The sequence below is a fragment of the Paractinoplanes abujensis genome (genome assembly GCF_014204895.1).
GTDB classification, from domain to species: domain Bacteria; phylum Actinomycetota; class Actinomycetes; order Mycobacteriales; family Micromonosporaceae; genus Actinoplanes; species Actinoplanes abujensis.
In genome coordinates this window covers 8,566,982-8,582,877 of sequence record NZ_JACHMF010000001.1, presented here as the reverse complement: position 1 = coordinate 8,582,877, position 15,896 = coordinate 8,566,982, and the positions used below count along the sequence as shown (strand labels likewise).

Here is a 15,896-nt window from a genome sequence, read left to right as displayed (position 1 = left end):
GTGCGGGCTTCGAGGGCGGCGCCGCCGAGCCTTCTACTGCATGCAACAGGCCCCGCCCGGTGGGACCGCGAATGTGCTGGAGCTTTCGGCTGCGCGCACGGTGAAGATCGTCGTGCCGGGATGCACTTCCTGCTGCCGGCTGGTGGGGGCTTTGTCGCAACGTGGTGCGGACTTCGAAGGCGGCGCCGTTGAGCTTTCTGCTGCGCGCAGCAGGCCCCGCCTGGTGAGGGCCTCGTCGCGATGTTGTGGGGCTTTCGGCTACGTGCCCGGTGGCGGTCATCGTGCCGGGGTGCGCTATCTGCTCGGGACTGTGGGCTTTGCTGCGACGTGGTGGGGTTTCGTCGCGGGCGGGCGGGATTGGCGCGGGCGGTGGGCTTTGCGGCGCCAGGCGGCTTCGTACCGCCGAGGATCGGGTCTCGCGGCGCCAGGCGGCTTCGTGCCGCCGAGCGCCGGATCTTGCGGCGCCAGGCGGCTTCGTGCCGCCGAGGGTCGGATCTCCCGGCGCCAGGCGGCTTCGTGCCGCCGAGGGTCGGATCTCCCGGCGCCAGGCGGCTTCGTGCCGCCGAGGGTCGGATCTCCCGGCGCCAGGCGGCTTCGTGCCGACCGAGTTGGGCTTTGCCCGGCGCGGGGCGGCGGGGCACCACCGTCCCGGTGACGACGGGCCTCACCGTCTCGTGTCGGCAAGCCCCACCGCGTCGACCGGGATGGTTGGCTGGGGAACTGCGGTGACCAGGCGGAGCGGGCATCGGTGTCGATGTCATACTGGGGCGTCCCGTTGCTGAGAGTGCTCGGAGCGTTATGCCCGCCGACGATGTGACCGTTCGCCGGCCTACGTTGACTCAGGTTGCCGCCTTGGCCGGGGTCAGCCTCAAGACCGCCTCCCGCGCCCTCAATCAGGAGCCCAATGTGGCGCCGTCGACCGGGCGGCGCGTGCGGGACGCGGCCGACCTGCTCGGTTATCGGCTCAACGGGATCGCGCGGGAGTTGCGCCGTGGTGCCACTTCGGCGTTGGTCGGGCTGGTGAGCGGTGATCTCACCAATCCGTTCTATTCGGCTGTGGCCAGCGGCATCGAGCGTGAGCTGCGGCAGCACGGGCTGCTCCTGATCACCGCGAACAACGACGAGGACGCGATGCTCGAGCGCAGCCTGGTCGACGCGTTCCTGGAGAGGCGCGTACGGGCTCTGCTCGTCATTCCCAGCGCCGACGACCACGAATATCTGGCCATCGAGGGCAACCGCGGCGTTCCGTTCGTTTTTCTGGACCGCCCGCCGGACGGGCTGGCCGCCGACGCCGTGCTGATCGACAACGCGGGTGGGGCGCGTTCGGCTGGGGAGCATCTGCTGGCGGCGGGGCACAAACGGATCGCCATCGTGGCCGACCTGGCGCGGATGGCGCCGCAGCGGGCCCGGATCGACGGTTTCGTGGGGGCGATGCGGGCGGCCGGCAATCGAGCTTGGGAGCCTTATCTGCGTACGGATGTGCATGACGTACGGCATGCCGAACGCACCGTGCGCGAGTTGCTCGCGCTCGACCCGGCGCCGACCGCGATCTTCACAACGAACAACCGGCTCACGACGGGGGCTTTGCGGGGCATGCGGGGTTTGGCCGAGCCGCCCGCACTGGTCGGGTTCGACGACTTCGATCTGGCCGATGTGCTCGGCACGACCGTTGTCGCGCATGACATGACCGCGCTCGGGCGGGAGGCGGCGCGGCTCGCGTACGAGCGGATCAGCGGACATTCCGGCCCCGCCCGAACCATCGTTATTTCTACATCTATCATTGCCCGCGGCTCGGGCGAGAGGCCGCCGCGCTGAGCGCTGGTGTCGCCCGCGCTGAGCGCTGGTGTCGCCAGCGCTGAGTGGCGGTGCCGCCGGCAAGCCGAGTGGCAATGCCGCCGGCGCGCTGAGCGGTAGTGCTGCCGGCGCACAGAGCGGCGGTGCCGCCGCGGCTGAGTGGTGGTGTCACCGGCGCGCTGAGCGGCGATGTCGCCGCCGCTGAGTGGCAGTGTCGCCGCCGCGCTGAGTGGTGGTGCCGCCGCCGCTGAGTGGCAGGGCCGGATCCGCGCTGAATGGCGGTGCCGCCGGCGCGCCGGGTGCGTGAGCGGTGAAAATGACGCTCGGCGATCACACCGAGACTCATCACAACCGAACACGAGCGACGGAGAGATCAAACCCGCGGCGTACGGGAGGTGACCGTTTTGTCCGTCACCAGGGTTGGCCAAGGGACTTCGAAGACCGCCGAAGCAGAGCGAATCATCGATGTATTAGCAGGTCAGCGATCTTTCGCTCAGGTAACAACAGAGTGCGCACGTAACGACACGGAAACAGGCGTTGACACGTGTTCGGTTGAGGCGGCACGGTACTCCCCATCGCGTGACAACGATGTCAATACTTCGATGGAGGATAACCATGCGCTTCACTCGACGGGCTGCCGTGGCAGCTGTCGGTGTCGCTGCGCTCCTGACCGCCACGGCCTGTGGGTCCAGTGACGACAGCAGCGGCGGCGGCTCCGGTTCGTCCAAGGTGGAGGTTTTCACCTGGTGGGCCGACGGCGGCGAGAAGGCCGGCCTCGACGGCCTGGTCAAGCAGTTCGGCACCGACTGCGCCGGGCAGACCTTCGAGAACGGCGCGGTGGCCGGTGGCGCCGGCGCGAACGCGAAGTCCGTGCTCGCGTCCCGCCTGCAGCAGAGCGACCCGCCGGACACGTTCCAGGCGCACGCCGGGGCGGAGCTGCAGGACTACATCAACGCCGGCCAGATCGAGGACCTCAGCGCCGACTACGACAGCTGGGGCCTCAAGCAGGCCTTCCCGCAGGGCCTGATCGACAACCTGACGGTCGAGGGCAAGATCTACTCGGTGCCCGCGAACATCCACCGGGCCAACGTGGTCTGGACCAACAAGAAGGTCCTGGCCTCGGCCGGCATCACCAAGGACCCGACCGACCTGGCCGGTTTCATCGCCGACCTCGACAAGGTCAAGGCCAAGGGCATCGCGGCCCCGCTGGCGATCGGCAAGGACTGGACGCAGCTCATGCTGTTCGAGTCGGTGCTGATCACCGATTTGGGCCCGGACAAGTTCACGGGCCTGTGGACCGGCGCCACCGACTGGAACGACCCGCTGGTCACCAAGGCCATCAACGACTTCAAGACGCTGCTTACGTACACCAACTCCGACCGTGACGCGCTCGACTGGACCGACGCCGAGAAGCTCGTCATGGACGGCAAGGCGGCGTACCAGCTGATGGGTGACTGGGAGGCGGCCGACCTGGACGCCAAGAAGTTCACCGACTACGCCTGGTTCACGTTCCCGGGCAACGGCGACACGTTCCAATGGCTGGCCGACTCGTTCGTGCTGCCCAAGGGGGCCAAGAACCCCGAGGGCACCAAGTGCTGGCTGAAGACCGTCGGCTCGGACGCCGGGCAGAAGGCCTTCAACACCACCAAGGGTTCGATCCCGGCCCGTACGGACGCCAAGCCGGCCGACTACCCGAAGTACCAGCAGGCCGCCATCGCTGACTGGAAGTCGTTCAAGCAGGTTCCGTCCTGCGCCCACGGGTCGGCCTGCTCGCAGGGCTGGCAGGGTGCGGCCAACTCGGCCCTCGGCAAGTTCAGCACCAACTCCGATGTCGCCGAGCTGCAGAAGGCCATGGCCACTGCCGCTTCCGAGTTCGTCAAGAAGTAAGCGCCAGCGGGAAATGGGGGCGGCATTCGGCCGTCCCCATTTTCCGCGTTGACACCAAGGAGCCCGGATGCGCAAACTCCGGCACTGGGGACCGGGCCTGCTGCTGCTCTCCCCCTCACTGATCCTGCTCGCCGTCTTCGTCTACGGCCTGATCGCCTGGACGACCAAAGTCTCGGTGTCCGACGAGCACAACGCTCTGGGCTCGAAGGGCTTCGCCGGGCTCGAGAACTACACGAAACTGTTCACCAACGACATCAACGACCGGTTCACGCACTCGCTGAAGAACCTGCTCGTCTTCACCGTGGTGTTCCTGGTCGGCGCGATGTTCTTCGGCCTGCTGTGGGCTTTCATCCTGGAGCGCGGGGTCAAGGCGGAAGGCTTTTTCCGTACGGTCTACCTGTTCCCGATGGCGGTGTCGTTCGTCGCCTCGGGCGTGGTGTGGCGCTGGCTGATGAACCCGAACAAGGGTGACAGCGCGGGCGGCCTCAACTCCGTACTGGGTGGGCTTGGTCTTGATTTCCTGCAGAACACGTGGTGGACCAACCCCGACTGGGGCATGGCGGCGATGGCGATCCCGGCGATCTGGCAGCTGTCGGGCTATGTGATGGCGTTGTTCCTGGCCGGCTTCCGGGGCATCCCGCAGGAACTGCGCGAGGCGGCGGCCATGGACGGCGCCTCGACGTACCGGCTGTACCGCAACGTGATCTTCCCGCAGCTGACGCCGGTCGCGTTGTCCGCGCTGATCATCCTCGGCCACATGTCGATGAAGATGTTCGACCTGATCATGAGCGTGTCGGGCCCGCAGTGGCTCACCGAGGTGCCCGCGATCTACGTCTGGCAGACGTTGCTGACCAGCGACTACGCCAAGGCGGCGGCCATCTCGATCATCCTGCTGCTGCTCGTGGCGGTCGTCATCGTGCCGTACCTGATCTACACGAACCGGCAGGAGAAGAACGCATGACCGCACCGCACCGGAGTCAGCGAAGCGTTCGCAGGGCCAGGAGGGCATGCCAGGGGGGCTCAGCATGACGACGACGTCTGTCGAAGCTCCCCCGCCGCCCAGCGTCGAAACCCTGACTCCCGTACGCAAGCCGAAGCGTGGCGGTGGTCCCGGGGCAATCGTCAAGTACGCCCTCGCGCTGGTCTTCCTGATCATCGTGCTGATGCCCCTGTACGTGCTCATCGTGACCAGTTTCAAGGCGGGCTCGGACATCGGCGTGGCCAGCCAGTGGAGCCTGCCCGAGACGTGGACCCTGGCGTCGTGGGAGAAAGCCTGGAACGCGCTGCAGCCCGCCTTCTTCCGCACGTTCCAGCTGGCCGTGCCGGTCGCGATCATCTCGTCACTGATCGGTGCGGCCAACGGGTTCGTGCTGTCGCGCTGGCGCTTCCCCGGCGCCGACGTGGTGTTCACGCTGATCCTGTTCGGCATGTTCATCCCGTACCAGGCCGTCATGATTCCGCTGCGCGAGATCGTCACCACCCTGGGCATCCCGCCCGGCATCACGACGCTGGTGCTGGTGCACTGCATCTACGGCATCCCGATCTGCACCCTGATCTTCCGCAACTACTACGCCACCACGGTGCCGGAGGAGCTGATCGAGGCGGCCCGGGTCGACGGCGCGGGCCTGCTGCGCACGTTCGGCCGGATCATCCTGCCGATCTCGATCCCCGGTTTCGTGGTGACGATCATCTGGCAGTTCACGTCGGCCTGGAACGACTACCTGTTCGCCATCTTCCTGTCGAACACCCGCAACGGGCCGATCACGATCGCCCTGAACGCGCTGGCCGGCGCCCAGTCGCCCGACTACGCGGCGTCGATGGCGGGCGCCCTGATCACGTCGCTGCCGACGCTGGTCGTCTACGTCCTTCTGGGTCGCTGGTTCATCGGTGGCCTGATGGCGGGCTCGGTCAAAAGCTAGAGACGCCGGGAGGCTCCCGGTACGCCGAACGGTGTGCCGGGAGCCGGGTCACTATTCGGTCAATCCACCTCCGGAGTTAAAGACCCCGGTGCATGATCACCACTAGGCTCAGCGCCGTGAGTTTCACCGACCGCATGGCGTACGCCCTGGAAAAAGACCTCTCCGACGACGAGCGCCACACCAAGGTCGGCCTGCGCTGCACCGCCATCCTGGTCGGCTGGGCGGTCATCGTTCCCATTCTGATCGGGTACGCCGTGACGGGCCGCCAGCGCGAAACCGAAGTGATCTCGGTCGCCGCGTCGCTCACCCTGCTCCTGCCCTTCACCGCCGCCGTCATCGCCACCCAGGGGCGCCGGTTCGGCCTCGGGGCGGCGTACGTGGTCCTCACGCTCCTGATGGTCTTGCCCGCCGTGTGGGTCGCCCAGCTCGGCTGACTCGGGCACGATGGCCCTATGGCGGAGCTCGAGGAACGCGACGGGGTCAAACTGACGAACCTCGACCAGGAACTGTTCGAGGACGCGGGCGCGACCAAGCGCGATCTGATCGACTATCTCGACGCGGTCCACGAGCGGATCCTGCCGGTGCTGCACGACCGGCCGCTGTCGGTGATCCGGCTGCTGCGCGGTCAGGACAGGTTCATGCAGAAGAACCTGCCGAAGTACACGCCCGAGTGGGTGCCCCGGACGACGGTGTGGGCCGACTCGTCACACCGCGAGGTCACGTACGGCCTCTGCAACGACCGCCGCACCCTGCTGTGGTTCGGCAACCAGCGCGCCATCGAATACCACCCGGCACTCATGCTCGCCGACTCGGCCAGGCCCACCCACCTGATCATGGATCTGGACCCGCCCGAGGGTGGCGCTTTCGACTTGGCCGTACGCGCCGCGAAGCTCGTACGGGAAGCTCTGGCCGGCGCCGGCATGTCGGGCGCGGTCAAGACGAGCGGCGCCAAAGGCGTGCATGTCTTCGTCCCGCTGGACGGTGAAGCGGACCCCGAACAGGTGGCCGCGGCGACCCGAGCCGTCGCCGCCCGGGCCGAACGCCTCGACCCCGAACTGGCCACCACCGCGTTCATCCGCGAGGACCGCCACGGCAAAGTCTTCCTCGACGCCACCCGCTCCGGCGGCGCGACGGTGGTGGCCGCATACAGCCCCCGCGTACGGCCGGGGGTGCCCGTGTCCTTCCCGGTGTCGTGGGACGAACTGGACGACATCAAACCCAGCGACTTCACGCTGCACACGGCAGTCTCACGGCTGGGCGGGAAAGACCCGTGGGCCGCGGAGATGCCCGAGCCGCAAGCCCTCGACGAAGGACTGATCGAGCAGGGCCGGACGATTCCGGTCGCCCGCGTCCAGGCCATGCACGAGGGCAAACGCCGAGCCAAAGCCCGCCGCGAGGCCGAGTAGGCACAGGCGTGCTCCGTGGATCGGGCGGTGGGTGATCGAGTCCTGGTCGGCCGGCCCGCTCCGGCCGGGACCGCCGGCTCAGCCGCGCCGCCACATCCGGACCCGCCACCGACGCTGGGGCGGGGACCCGGCTCGGCTACGCCGGGGGTTATCGACTTCGCGCTTCGGCCAGCAGGTATGTCAGGGAGTGCAGAAGGTCGGCCGTCAGCTTCACACCGGTCAGATACTCGGTCAGGGCGAAAGCCGCCGGGGTGGGGTGCTTCTCCACGTAGTCCGGGTCGCCGGGGTCGAGATCTTCCGTGAAATCGAACCCGACCGTATCCATCGCCGGGAGGAGAGAATCGGGAGCGCTGCCCTGCCGGTCCGTCGGGTCCCACGGCGCGAAGTCGAGCCGGACGTCGCCGTCCTCCACCAGCCGGTAGTGGTCGTCCAGTTCCACGTTGAGAAAGTGTGAGATCGCGGTCGTGCCCTTCGAGAGCCGGACAACCAGGTCGTCGCCGATGGCGGAGTCGCCCTCAAGGTCGAGGACGAAAGACCAACCGCCGAGCTCGGCCACGCCGAGGCGGTGCGAGCCCCGGCTGCCGTCGGAACGCTCGACGAGCCCTTCCCAGCCGACGCGTTCTCCGATCGTCCCGCCGGCCCGCGTAGCCACCTGCTCCGGTGGGACGGCCTTGACCCAGAACAGGCCGAATCCGTTCACCAGTTCACTGTCGTCGTCTTCGAGCCACAGGTAGTCGGTGAAGGTTGGCATGATTCCGCTCCTGCTCGTCACGACGTCGGGCGTTGGATGATCGCCGGGACGGCTCGGCCCGGCGCAGCCCGGAACAGCGGCTGAGGCCACAGCAGCCACCGACACGCCGGCCAGACACCGGAGCGCCTCGCGACGTTTCACCGGTCCAGTAAACCTGCGCATTCGACCGGTCACCGCGATTTCAGCCCAGGTCCGGGCGGGCAACGGCGGCGACACGAGCGGCGAGGAACTTCGGGGCCATTTCGCAATAGCTGTCGGTCAGCAGTTCGGCCACCTCGGTCCAGTCGGTGTGGTCGCCCAGGACCATGGCGGCGACGTTGTGGCCCCAGCCGGCCCGGAAGAACGGGAAACCGCTGCCCGTCAGGCCGAGCAAGTCGTCGGCGGGCACGCGGAACGTCAGCAGGACCGGGGGTTCGCCGGTGACCCAGTCGCGCGGGTAGCAGAGCCGGCGGTCCGGGTCGGCCGTGTAGACGTGGGCCACCGTTCGCTGCCGGATGCGCCAGCGCAGGCCGATCCAGGCGGGTTCCTCGTACGCCTCGGGCAGTGCCCTGCAGATCGGGCGTAGGCGGCTCAGGATGTCAGGGGGCACGTCGCCGGGAGCGGACATGGGCCGACACTAGCGCCGGGGTCCGACATTATCGGGCGGCCAGCAGGACAAGGGCGGCCCGTTCCTCCAGCGGCGCGGCGGGGACCTCGACGACGGCGTGCCCCGCGACTTCGAGCCGGCGCAGCAACGCCGTCTTGCCCGAGCCGGGGGTGCCGGTCAGGACGTGAGCCCGGCCAGCCACTTCTCGACCTCGGCCGGGGAGCGCAGCAGCACTGTTTCGGGGAAGTCGGTGCTCGATTGCCACAGGCGCATCCGCCGGCGTTTGCGGGGGAACGACGTGATGTGGAAGAGCAGGATCGATTCGCGGTCGAAGAACGCCTTTCGCCACGTCTCGTAGTTGCCGTTGCACGTGGGGGTGCGGCGCACGATCCGGGTGACCGTGCGGCGCAGCAGGCGGGTCGCCGAGCGCCAGCGGGGCAGATCCAGGCCGACGATCAGGTCGGCGCGTTGCAGGGCCAGGTCGTGCCAGAAACCGTAGGCCGCGTCGATCACCCACTCGTCGCGGGCCAGCAGCTTTTCGATGACGTCACGTTGCTCGGCCACGGTGAGCGGCTCCCAGCCGGGCCGCCACATCAGGTCGTCGATCGAGTGGTAGGGCAGCCCGAGCCGCGCGCCGACCCGGGCCGCCAGCGTCGACTTGCCGGAACCGGTCACCCCGTAAACCAGGATCCGTCGCATGAGACGTCACGATAGCGGGCCGGCCAGCCCGTCCTCGAACGCGAGGATGACGAGCTGGACCCGATCCCGTACGCCCAGTTTCGCGATCGCGCGGGTGATGTGCGTTTTCGCCGTCAACGGGCTGATCACCAGCTCGCGGGCGATCTCGGAGTTGGACAGCCCGGCCGCCACCAGCCGTACGACCTCGCGTTCCCGGTCGGTCAGCACGGTCAGACGGTCACCGCCGGGTGGGCCGGCCACCGGGCGGTGCGCGAACTGCCCGACCACGCGGCGGGTCACGCTGGGTGAGAGCAGCGCGTCCCCGGCCGCCACGACCCGTACGGCTTGGCGCAGCCCGTCGGGGCCGATCTCCTTGGTCAGGAAGCCGCTGGCCCCGGCCGCGAGCGCCGCGAACACGTACTCGTCGGTCTCGAACGTGGTCAGGATGATCACCCGGGTCGGCAGGCCCGACTCCAGGATCGTGCGGGTGGCCGCGATCCCGTCCATTCCGGGCATGCGGATGTCCATCAGGATCACGTCGGGGCGCACCGCGGCCGCCGTACGCACGGCCTCGTCCCCCGTCGACGCCTCGCCGACGACCTGGATCTCCTTGTCGCGCCGGAGCAGACTGCGGAACCCGGCCCGTACGAGGTGCTGGTCGTCGGCGAGAAGCACTGAGATCATCGGGTGCCTTGGGACAGCGCGAACGGGATCGTCGCCCGTACGCAGAAACCCCGGTCGGACCCGCCGGCGGTGAGCGCTCCGCCCAGCGCGGCCACCCGTTCCCGCATGCCCGCGATCCCGTTGCCGTCGATCACCACCTCGGGGGCCGTGCCGTCGTCCTGCACGTCCACGACGACGCTGGCCGGCGCGTAGCGCAGGGTGATCACCACCCGCTGCGCGCAGGCGTGCCGCACGGTGTTGGTCAGCGCCTCCTGCACGACCCGGTAGATCGCCGTGGCCACCGCGGCCGGCACGTCGGCCCGCTCCCCGAACTCGTTGAGCGACACCGTCAACCCGGCCCCGCGCACGTGTTCGGCCAGCCGCTCCAGCCCGTCCAGGCCGTCGACCGGTTCCGCCGGCGCGCCGTCGCGCAACACGTCGACGAGCGACTTCAGATCGGCCATGGCCTTCCCCCGTACGTCTTGAGCCAGCCGCAGTGACGAGCGGGCCTCGTCGGGATCGTTGTCGAAGGCGTCGAGCGCGACGTTGAGGTGCACACCCACCACGGCCAGCGTATGGGACACCACGTCGTGCAGGTCACGGGCGATGCCGACGCGTTCCTCGGCCCGGCGCCGCCGCGCGTCGAGTTCGCGCTGCTGCTGTTCCTGCTGGAGGCGCAGCCCCATCTCCCGCTGCCAGCGGCGGGTGCTGACGAACGCGTTGGCCGCGGCCAGCACGGCGGCCAGCCACAGGGCGTCCCCGCCGACGTGCGCGAGGGCCCAGTTCCCGTCGTGGTCCTGGTTGACGAAACCGTCCCAGCCGATCCCGTACGCCAGAGCCAGCCCACCCGCGATCACCGCGAAGCGCAGGTGACCGGCGAGCGCGACAGCCACGAACGCGGCGGTGGCCGGCCACACCCACCCCGACCCGACCAGGTCGGCGCCGCGCATGCCCTCGACCGTCAGGAGTGAGAGCACCAGGACCGTACGGGGAAAGCGGTTGAGAAAACCGGCGAACAGCGCGAGCAGGCCGGCCACCGAAAGCGTCATGGTCGTGTCGATGTTGCCGCCGGTGATGGCGAGACCGGCCGGCACACCGACGAGGGTCAAGGCTGGGGCGAGATATTTGTTCATGGCCGGGACGCTATGGCCGGAACCGGGGGCAGCACGTCGTCCCGCCGCGGACACTTGCATCGACGCCTCCCGACTACCGGCTACTCCATGTGGAGTATCACCGGCCGGGTTGCGCCTGACCGAAGTCGGCGCGGTGGTCCCGGGCCCACTGTTCCAGGGTGCGACCGGGCGCGCCGGTGAGGTCGGGCACGCCCGAGCGCACCGGGTCGGGCGCGGTCACCGTCTCGGACCAGTATTCGAGCAGCATCACGATGATGTCCTCGGGGATGAACCGGGCCACGTCCGCGCGGAACTCGTCCGGGCTGATCTCGACCAGGTCCAGGTGGCGGCCCAGGCCGGCCCCGATGGCCGCCACCTGCTCGATGCGGGTCAGCGACTCGGGGCCGGTCAGCGGATAGAACTGTCCGATGTGGCCGTCCTGCAGCAGCGCGGTGGCTGCCGCGTCGGCGATGTCGGCCTCGTGGATCGGAGGCTGCGCCGACTTGATGTACGGCGCTCGCACCGGCATGCCGGCCTTGATCGGCCACGCCCACGACAGCAGGTTGTTCGCGAACGTGCCGGGTCGCAGGATCGTCCATTCGCCGGTGCGCGAGGTCACGGCCTGCTCGATCGCCCGGTGGTGGGCGTAGCTGGCCGAGCGGACCTCCCGTGGCAGTTCGCCCGCGGCGGCCAGCGACGAGAGCACCACGAAGCGGCTCTCGCCGGCCGCGGTGACCAGGTCGGCGACCTGCTGAGCGCCGGTGGGGAAGACGAACACCCGGTCCACCCCGTCGACCAGCTCCGGCGTCACGTCCGGGCCGACCACTTCAACGCCGTCGGGCAGTGCGGCCGACTGCGGTGTGCGGCTCACGGCACGCACCTTCTCGCCCCTTTTCACCAGAACGTCGACCAGGTGCCGTCCGACCGCTCCGGTGGCGCCGGTAACCAGGATTGTCATGCTCTGCATCCGTTCCGTGGAGGTGAGTACCAGTCGCCACCACGCTAGGAACGGATCAGGTCACCGGACGACCTCAATAGATCAATCAGGCGTCGGCCAGGATGCGGGCCAGGTCGGCGGGCCGGGTCAGCTGGGGCCAGTGGCCCGAGTCGATGTCGACCAGCTCGACGTGCTTGGCCCGGGCCAGCTCGGGCAGCTCGCCGGCGTCGATCCACTCGCGGGCCTCGGCCGGGCTGAACTCGGGGCAGACCAGCACGACGGGCACGTCGTAGCGGCGCTCGTCACTCAGGTGCACGGTCGCCGTGGACACGCCCTCGGGCACCGGCACTGCCGCGGCCGCGAACTCCTCACGGGCGGCGGGCGTGAGGTCGGCCGAGTCGGCGCCCTCGAACGGCGCCCAGCCGGGGAACGCCATCATCCCGTTCTCGGCCGGGAAGAAGTCGGCGTAGGTCTCGCCGTCGGCCTTGGGGAACCCGCCGATCATCACGACCTTGGCCACCCGGGCCGGCCGCTTGTCGGCGACGAGCCAGGCCAGGGCGACGGCGGCCGAATGCCCGACCACCACCGAGGCCCCGCCGGCCGCGTCGACCACGGCGAGGACCGCGTCGACCTGGTCGTCGAGGGTGGCCCCGCCCAGGTCGACGGCGACCGCCCGGCGGCCCCGGCCGGCCAGGTCGGCGACCACGGCGTCCCACGTGGAGGGGGTGAGCCACAGGCCGCCGAGCAGCACGATTTGTTCGTCAGTCATGCGCCCCAACCTAGAACCCATTCCGGACGTTCCCCTTCCGGTAGCCTGCGCGGCGTGGAGAATCCGTCCAGCCCCACCTCACGGGCCCTGCGCACGCTGGAGATCCTGCAGGCCCGCCCGGGCACGACCGCCGAGCAGCTGGCCGGCCAGCTGGGCGTCACCGAGCGGGCCGCGCGGCGTTACGTCGGGATCCTTCGTGAGGCGGGCATCCCGGTGGATGCGGTCCGGGGCCCGTACGGGGGTTATCGCCTGGGTCGCGGCACCCGGCTGCCACCCGTCGTGTTCACCGAGGACCAGGCCCTCGGGCTGGTGATGGCCGTGCTGGACGGGCAGCCGGCCGCCATCGACGCCGACGACCTGGTCGGGGCGGCGCTGAGCAAGGTGATCCGGGCGCTGCCGGAGAGCATCGGACGGCAGGCCGCGGCGCTGCGGGCGTACGCGTCGGCCGCCCCCGACCGCCGGGCCGCCCGCGCCGACCCGGCCGTGATGAGCGCCCTGGTCGCGGCCGTGGCCGACCACCACCGGGTCACCGTCACGTACGCCAACGAGGCCGGCGACCAGTGGGAGGCCGAGGTCGACCCGTGGGCCGTCGTCGTGCGCTTCGGCCGCTGGTACCTGCTGTGCCATTCGCACCGCGCCGGCGCCATCCGCACCTACCGCATCGACCGGATCCGCGCCGCCCGCGCGCTGCCGCAGCGCTTCGTCCCGCCCGGCGACCTCGACCCGGTGGCCGCGCTGGAGGAGAACCTGGCCTCCGGCTGGAAGTATCCGACCCGGATCGTCTTCCACGCCCCGCACGACGAGGTCGCCCCGTGGATCCGCCCACCCATGGGCCGCCTCGAACCCGACGGCGACGACGAGTGCGTGCTGATCGGCAGCACCACCAACACCCGCATGTACGCCCAGGAATGGCTGCCCGCCGTCCCGTTCCCCTTCACGGTCGTCGAGTGCCCCGAACTGCGCGAGGCCGTGGCTGAGGTGGCCGCCCGCTTCACCGCCGCGACACAGCCACCGCGAGCAGACCGTCGTCGTGCCCGCTGACGATCGTTCGACCGGCCACTGTCACACAGCGTGGTGCACGTCGAGCGGGATCAGCGCGGCCGCATTCCGTACGGGGTCCCGGATCCGCAGGCTGCGATCGGCGCGGCTGACCGTCACCGGTGTCGCCGTACAGCATGACGAGGTCTCCGGCGGGCCGGCGTGCGCGCCCACGGCACGGCGTCGCCTCCGCTGGTCGCCACCATCGCGGCTACCGGGCACCACACGGCGTCCGGGGGCAGATGCGCGGGCACCCCGGCCGCAGCCACCTGCCGGGCCGTGTCGAGAAAGCCCGACCAGCCCGGGCCCAGATCCACGGCGCCGACGGCCCGCGCGATGCCCAGCCAGGGTTCGGGGCCGGTCGGCGGCACATCCAGTGCCGCGTTGCGCATCTGTGGAGCGTCGCTCGGCATGTCAGCGTTCTGAGCGGGCAGCGGCGACGGCCCTGCGCCTGTCGAGGGCCTAAGGTTTGCGGCCGACGGCGCCGTACTGGTCGATGTCGGGGACGTTGATGTCCGGGTGCCAGCGGGTCACCGGGACCAGGCCGGGGTCGACCAGGTCGAGGCCGTCGAAGAGGCGGGCCAGGCGGTCGGGGCTGCGCAGGTGGTAGGGCAGGGCCGCGGACTGGTTCCAGATGCGGGCGGCCTCGACAACCTCGGGGCTGGTGTCGGTGCCGTCGCAGATGGCCAGGTAACTGCCGGAGGGGACCGCGGCCATCGCGGCGCGGGTCAGGTTTTGCGCTGTGGTGTCGTCTTCGATGTGGCCGAGGACGCCCATGAACAGCACCGCCACGGGGCGGTCGAAGTCGAGTGTGTGTGCGGCTTCGCGCAGCACGTGGGGCAGGTCGTCGAGGCCGGCTTCGAGGTAGACCGTTTCGCCCTCGGGGTGGCTGGTCAGCACGGCACGGCCGTGCGAGACGACCAGCGGGTCGTTGTCGACGTAGACGATGCGGCTCTGCGGCGCCACGGCTTGGGCGACTTCGTGGGTGTTGTCGGCGGTGGGCAGGCCCGCGCCGAGGTCGAGGAACTGCCGGATGCCGGCCGCACCGGCCAGCCACCGCACCACGCGGGTGAGGTAGGCGCGGCTGAGCCGGGCGTTCTCGGCCAGGGCGGGCTGGCCGACCAGGACCTGATCACCCACCGCTCGATCCACGGCGAAGTTGTCCGTGCCGCCGAGCAGGTAGTTCCAGATCCGTGCGGTGTGCGGAACAGAAGGTTCGTCACTGACCACGCCAACAGCCTAACCGTCATCCGGTCCGATGAGGACCGACGACTGAACGGTCAATCGAGGCGGAGCTTGCCGGTGACCGTGGCTTCGCCGCCTACCTCTACCGCGCCGCCGGGGCGGGCGGAGGCGAGGATGGTGGACGGGGCGCCCAGCGTGTCGCCCATGTCGACGGCGATCGTGCGGCCGGCCAGGGCGGCGGCCAGGCAGGCGGTGCTGTTGGCGTTGGCCACGTCTTCGTCGACGCCGATGGCGGGGGCGAACATGCGGGCGGCCAGGCGGCCCTCGGCGTCGGGTGGGGTGTGCACGTAGCAGCCGAGCAGGCCGAGCCGGTCGCAGGCCGCGCGCAGGCGGGCGGGGTCGGGGGCCAGCCGGGTCAGGGCGGCCCGGGACTCGACCGGCACGAGCAGGCGCCAGCGGCCGGTGGAGGCGGCCAGCACGCCGACCGGGAAGTTGAGGCCGCGGCCGGGGAAGCCCAGCGCCGGGAGCACGCCGGTCAGTTCGGGGTCGGTGGGCAGGCGGAGGGCGACCCGGTCTTCGAGGAACGTTGCCATCGTGCCCCCGGTGACGTAGCCGGTCAGGGACCGGCCGCCGACGCGGAGGGGGACTGTCAGGTCGCGTTTTCCGGCGCGGGCGGCCAGGAAGGCCAGGGCGGCGACTGTGCCGTGACCGCAGGCGGGCAGTTCGCCGGCGGCGGTGAAGAACCTGAGGTCGACCGGGCCCTCGGGCGGGCCGTCGACCACCACGGCGTGGGAGGCGCCGGCGCGGGCGGGCAGGTGGCGCAGCGCCGCAAGGTCGGATGGGGCGTCGGCCCGCCACAGGACCGCGGTGGGGCTGCCGCCGCGGCCGTCGCGCCGGCAGGAATGGATCACGGCGACGTCCGTCGGCACTCCTCGGCAGTCGAGACGGCCGGCGAGCCGGCACACGAACCGGCAAGCGGACCAGCGATCAAAACGAAGGCGGCCCCATGATCAAAGCGGCAAGCGGGCCGACGGTCAAGGCTGTGAGCGGATCGGCACGCCACGAGGAAAGGGCCGCGGCCCGTGAACGAACATGATTGAACATGCGCCCCCGGGCGAGGCGGACCCCGAAGTGACCATATCGGGCGGCAGAACGGGACACAAGGACCCTA

Annotated in this window: 18 protein-coding genes; 7 read left to right on the top strand and 11 right to left on the bottom strand. The window is 70.0% G+C overall.

The features are described from left to right. The first annotated feature begins 798 nt into the window (after window positions 1-798). The 6 genes from BKA14_RS39570 to ligD all read left to right on the top strand — a co-directional run bounded on the left by BKA14_RS39570 (window position 799) and on the right by ligD (window position 7,006). Complete coding sequence (locus tag BKA14_RS39570) at window positions 799-1,815, top strand: LacI family DNA-binding transcriptional regulator (protein WP_184955831.1); 1,017 nt, start codon at window positions 799-801, stop codon at window positions 1,813-1,815. 594 nt (window positions 1,816-2,409) lie between these two features. Then, entirely contained in the window at window positions 2,410-3,681 is a 1,272-nt protein-coding gene (locus tag BKA14_RS39565; RefSeq protein WP_184955830.1) for an extracellular solute-binding protein, read from the top strand. A 67-nt stretch (window positions 3,682-3,748) separates the two neighbouring features. Beyond that, window positions 3,749-4,642 carry a carbohydrate ABC transporter permease gene (locus BKA14_RS39560; protein WP_184955829.1) on the top strand — a complete coding sequence of 298 codons (894 nt, stop codon included), beginning with the start codon at window positions 3,749-3,751 and terminating at the stop codon, window positions 4,640-4,642. A gap of 64 nt (window positions 4,643-4,706) precedes the next feature. Next, window positions 4,707-5,600: a carbohydrate ABC transporter permease gene (locus tag BKA14_RS39555; RefSeq protein ID WP_184955828.1), complete on the top strand. Its 894-nt coding sequence runs from the start codon at window positions 4,707-4,709 to the stop codon at window positions 5,598-5,600. Window positions 5,601-5,716: 116 nt separating this feature from the next. Next, window positions 5,717-6,034, top strand: a complete 318-nt coding sequence (locus tag BKA14_RS39550; protein ID WP_184955827.1) for a hypothetical protein — start codon at window positions 5,717-5,719, stop codon at window positions 6,032-6,034. A gap of 18 nt (window positions 6,035-6,052) precedes the next feature. Beyond that, window positions 6,053-7,006 carry a non-homologous end-joining DNA ligase gene (gene ligD, locus BKA14_RS39545; protein WP_184955826.1) on the top strand — a complete coding sequence of 318 codons (954 nt, stop codon included), beginning with the start codon at window positions 6,053-6,055 and terminating at the stop codon, window positions 7,004-7,006. 148 nt (window positions 7,007-7,154) lie between these two features. On the opposite strand, the gene BKA14_RS39540 is transcribed toward ligD, so the two are convergent. The 8 genes from BKA14_RS39540 to BKA14_RS39505 form a co-directional block, all read right to left on the bottom strand. Further along, entirely contained in the window at window positions 7,155-7,757 is a 603-nt protein-coding gene (locus BKA14_RS39540) for a DUF6461 domain-containing protein (RefSeq protein ID WP_184955825.1), read from the bottom strand. Window positions 7,758-7,938: 181 nt separating this feature from the next. Further along, window positions 7,939-8,364 (bottom strand): MmcQ/YjbR family DNA-binding protein, encoded by a 426-nt coding sequence (locus BKA14_RS39535; RefSeq protein ID WP_184955824.1) that lies wholly within the window; start codon window positions 8,362-8,364, stop codon window positions 7,939-7,941. A gap of 28 nt (window positions 8,365-8,392) precedes the next feature. Continuing rightward, entirely contained in the window at window positions 8,393-8,545 is a 153-nt protein-coding gene (locus tag BKA14_RS44705) for a hypothetical protein (RefSeq protein ID WP_239092676.1), read from the bottom strand. Next, the gene (locus BKA14_RS39525) at window positions 8,521-9,042 is read right to left on the bottom strand and encodes a P-loop NTPase family protein (protein ID WP_184955823.1); all 522 of its coding nucleotides are present in this window, start codon (window positions 9,040-9,042) and stop codon (window positions 8,521-8,523) included. The genes BKA14_RS44705 and BKA14_RS39525 overlap by 25 nt, the downstream gene beginning before the upstream one ends. Before the next feature lie 6 nt (window positions 9,043-9,048). Continuing rightward, the gene (locus BKA14_RS39520) at window positions 9,049-9,705 is read right to left on the bottom strand and encodes a response regulator (RefSeq protein WP_184955822.1); all 657 of its coding nucleotides are present in this window, start codon (window positions 9,703-9,705) and stop codon (window positions 9,049-9,051) included. Further along, a complete protein-coding gene (locus BKA14_RS39515; protein WP_184955821.1) occupies window positions 9,702-10,817 on the bottom strand; it encodes a sensor histidine kinase in 1,116 nt (371 codons plus the stop codon). The genes BKA14_RS39520 and BKA14_RS39515 overlap by 4 nt, the downstream gene beginning before the upstream one ends. Window positions 10,818-10,914: 97 nt before the next feature. Beyond that, the gene (locus BKA14_RS39510) at window positions 10,915-11,754 is read right to left on the bottom strand and encodes an SDR family oxidoreductase (RefSeq protein WP_184955820.1); all 840 of its coding nucleotides are present in this window, start codon (window positions 11,752-11,754) and stop codon (window positions 10,915-10,917) included. Between the two features lie 85 nt (window positions 11,755-11,839). Continuing rightward, window positions 11,840-12,502, bottom strand: coding sequence for an alpha/beta fold hydrolase (locus BKA14_RS39505; RefSeq protein WP_184955819.1), 663 nt, complete (start codon window positions 12,500-12,502; stop codon window positions 11,840-11,842). A 54-nt stretch (window positions 12,503-12,556) separates the two neighbouring features. On the opposite strand from BKA14_RS39505, the gene BKA14_RS39500 reads away from it, so the two are divergent. Then, window positions 12,557-13,543: a helix-turn-helix transcriptional regulator gene (locus BKA14_RS39500; RefSeq protein WP_184955818.1), complete on the top strand. Its 987-nt coding sequence runs from the start codon at window positions 12,557-12,559 to the stop codon at window positions 13,541-13,543. A gap of 113 nt (window positions 13,544-13,656) precedes the next feature. Here BKA14_RS39500 and BKA14_RS39495 read toward each other — a convergent pair whose 3' ends face one another. The 3 genes from BKA14_RS39495 to BKA14_RS39485 form a co-directional block, all read right to left on the bottom strand. Then, complete coding sequence (locus tag BKA14_RS39495) at window positions 13,657-13,932, bottom strand: hypothetical protein (protein WP_184955817.1); 276 nt, start codon at window positions 13,930-13,932, stop codon at window positions 13,657-13,659. A gap of 70 nt (window positions 13,933-14,002) precedes the next feature. Further along, window positions 14,003-14,770, bottom strand: a complete 768-nt coding sequence (locus BKA14_RS39490; RefSeq protein ID WP_184955816.1) for an SAM-dependent methyltransferase — start codon at window positions 14,768-14,770, stop codon at window positions 14,003-14,005. 50 nt (window positions 14,771-14,820) lie between these two features. Further along, a complete protein-coding gene (locus BKA14_RS39485; RefSeq protein WP_184955815.1) occupies window positions 14,821-15,654 on the bottom strand; it encodes a PhzF family phenazine biosynthesis protein in 834 nt (277 codons plus the stop codon). Between the last annotated feature and the right edge of the window lie 242 nt (window positions 15,655-15,896).

Bases quoted from the DNA above. Each gene is read 5' to 3' on its own strand.
- BKA14_RS39525 (WP_184955823.1), bottom strand. From the start codon at position 9,042: ATGCGACGGATCCTGGTTTACGGGGTGACCGGTTCCGGCAAGTCGACG.
- BKA14_RS39520 (WP_184955822.1), bottom strand. From the start codon at position 9,705: ATGATCTCAGTGCTTCTCGCCGACGACCAGCACCTCGTACGGGCCGGG.
- BKA14_RS39505 (WP_184955819.1), bottom strand. From the start codon at position 12,502: ATGACTGACGAACAAATCGTGCTGCTCGGCGGCCTGTGGCTCACCCCC.
- BKA14_RS39555 (WP_184955828.1), top strand. From the start codon at position 4,707: ATGACGACGACGTCTGTCGAAGCTCCCCCGCCGCCCAGCGTCGAAACC.
- BKA14_RS39570 (WP_184955831.1), top strand. From the start codon at position 799: ATGCCCGCCGACGATGTGACCGTTCGCCGGCCTACGTTGACTCAGGTT.
- BKA14_RS39540 (WP_184955825.1), bottom strand. From the start codon at position 7,757: ATGCCAACCTTCACCGACTACCTGTGGCTCGAAGACGACGACAGTGAA.
- BKA14_RS39495 (WP_184955817.1), bottom strand. From the start codon at position 13,932: ATGCGCAACGCGGCACTGGATGTGCCGCCGACCGGCCCCGAACCCTGG.
- BKA14_RS39515 (WP_184955821.1), bottom strand. From the start codon at position 10,817: ATGAACAAATATCTCGCCCCAGCCTTGACCCTCGTCGGTGTGCCGGCC.
- ligD (WP_184955826.1), top strand. From the start codon at position 6,053: ATGGCGGAGCTCGAGGAACGCGACGGGGTCAAACTGACGAACCTCGAC.
- BKA14_RS39565 (WP_184955830.1), top strand. From the start codon at position 2,410: ATGCGCTTCACTCGACGGGCTGCCGTGGCAGCTGTCGGTGTCGCTGCG.
- BKA14_RS39560 (WP_184955829.1), top strand. From the start codon at position 3,749: ATGCGCAAACTCCGGCACTGGGGACCGGGCCTGCTGCTGCTCTCCCCC.
- BKA14_RS39535 (WP_184955824.1), bottom strand. From the start codon at position 8,364: ATGTCCGCTCCCGGCGACGTGCCCCCTGACATCCTGAGCCGCCTACGC.
- BKA14_RS39510 (WP_184955820.1), bottom strand. From the start codon at position 11,754: ATGACAATCCTGGTTACCGGCGCCACCGGAGCGGTCGGACGGCACCTG.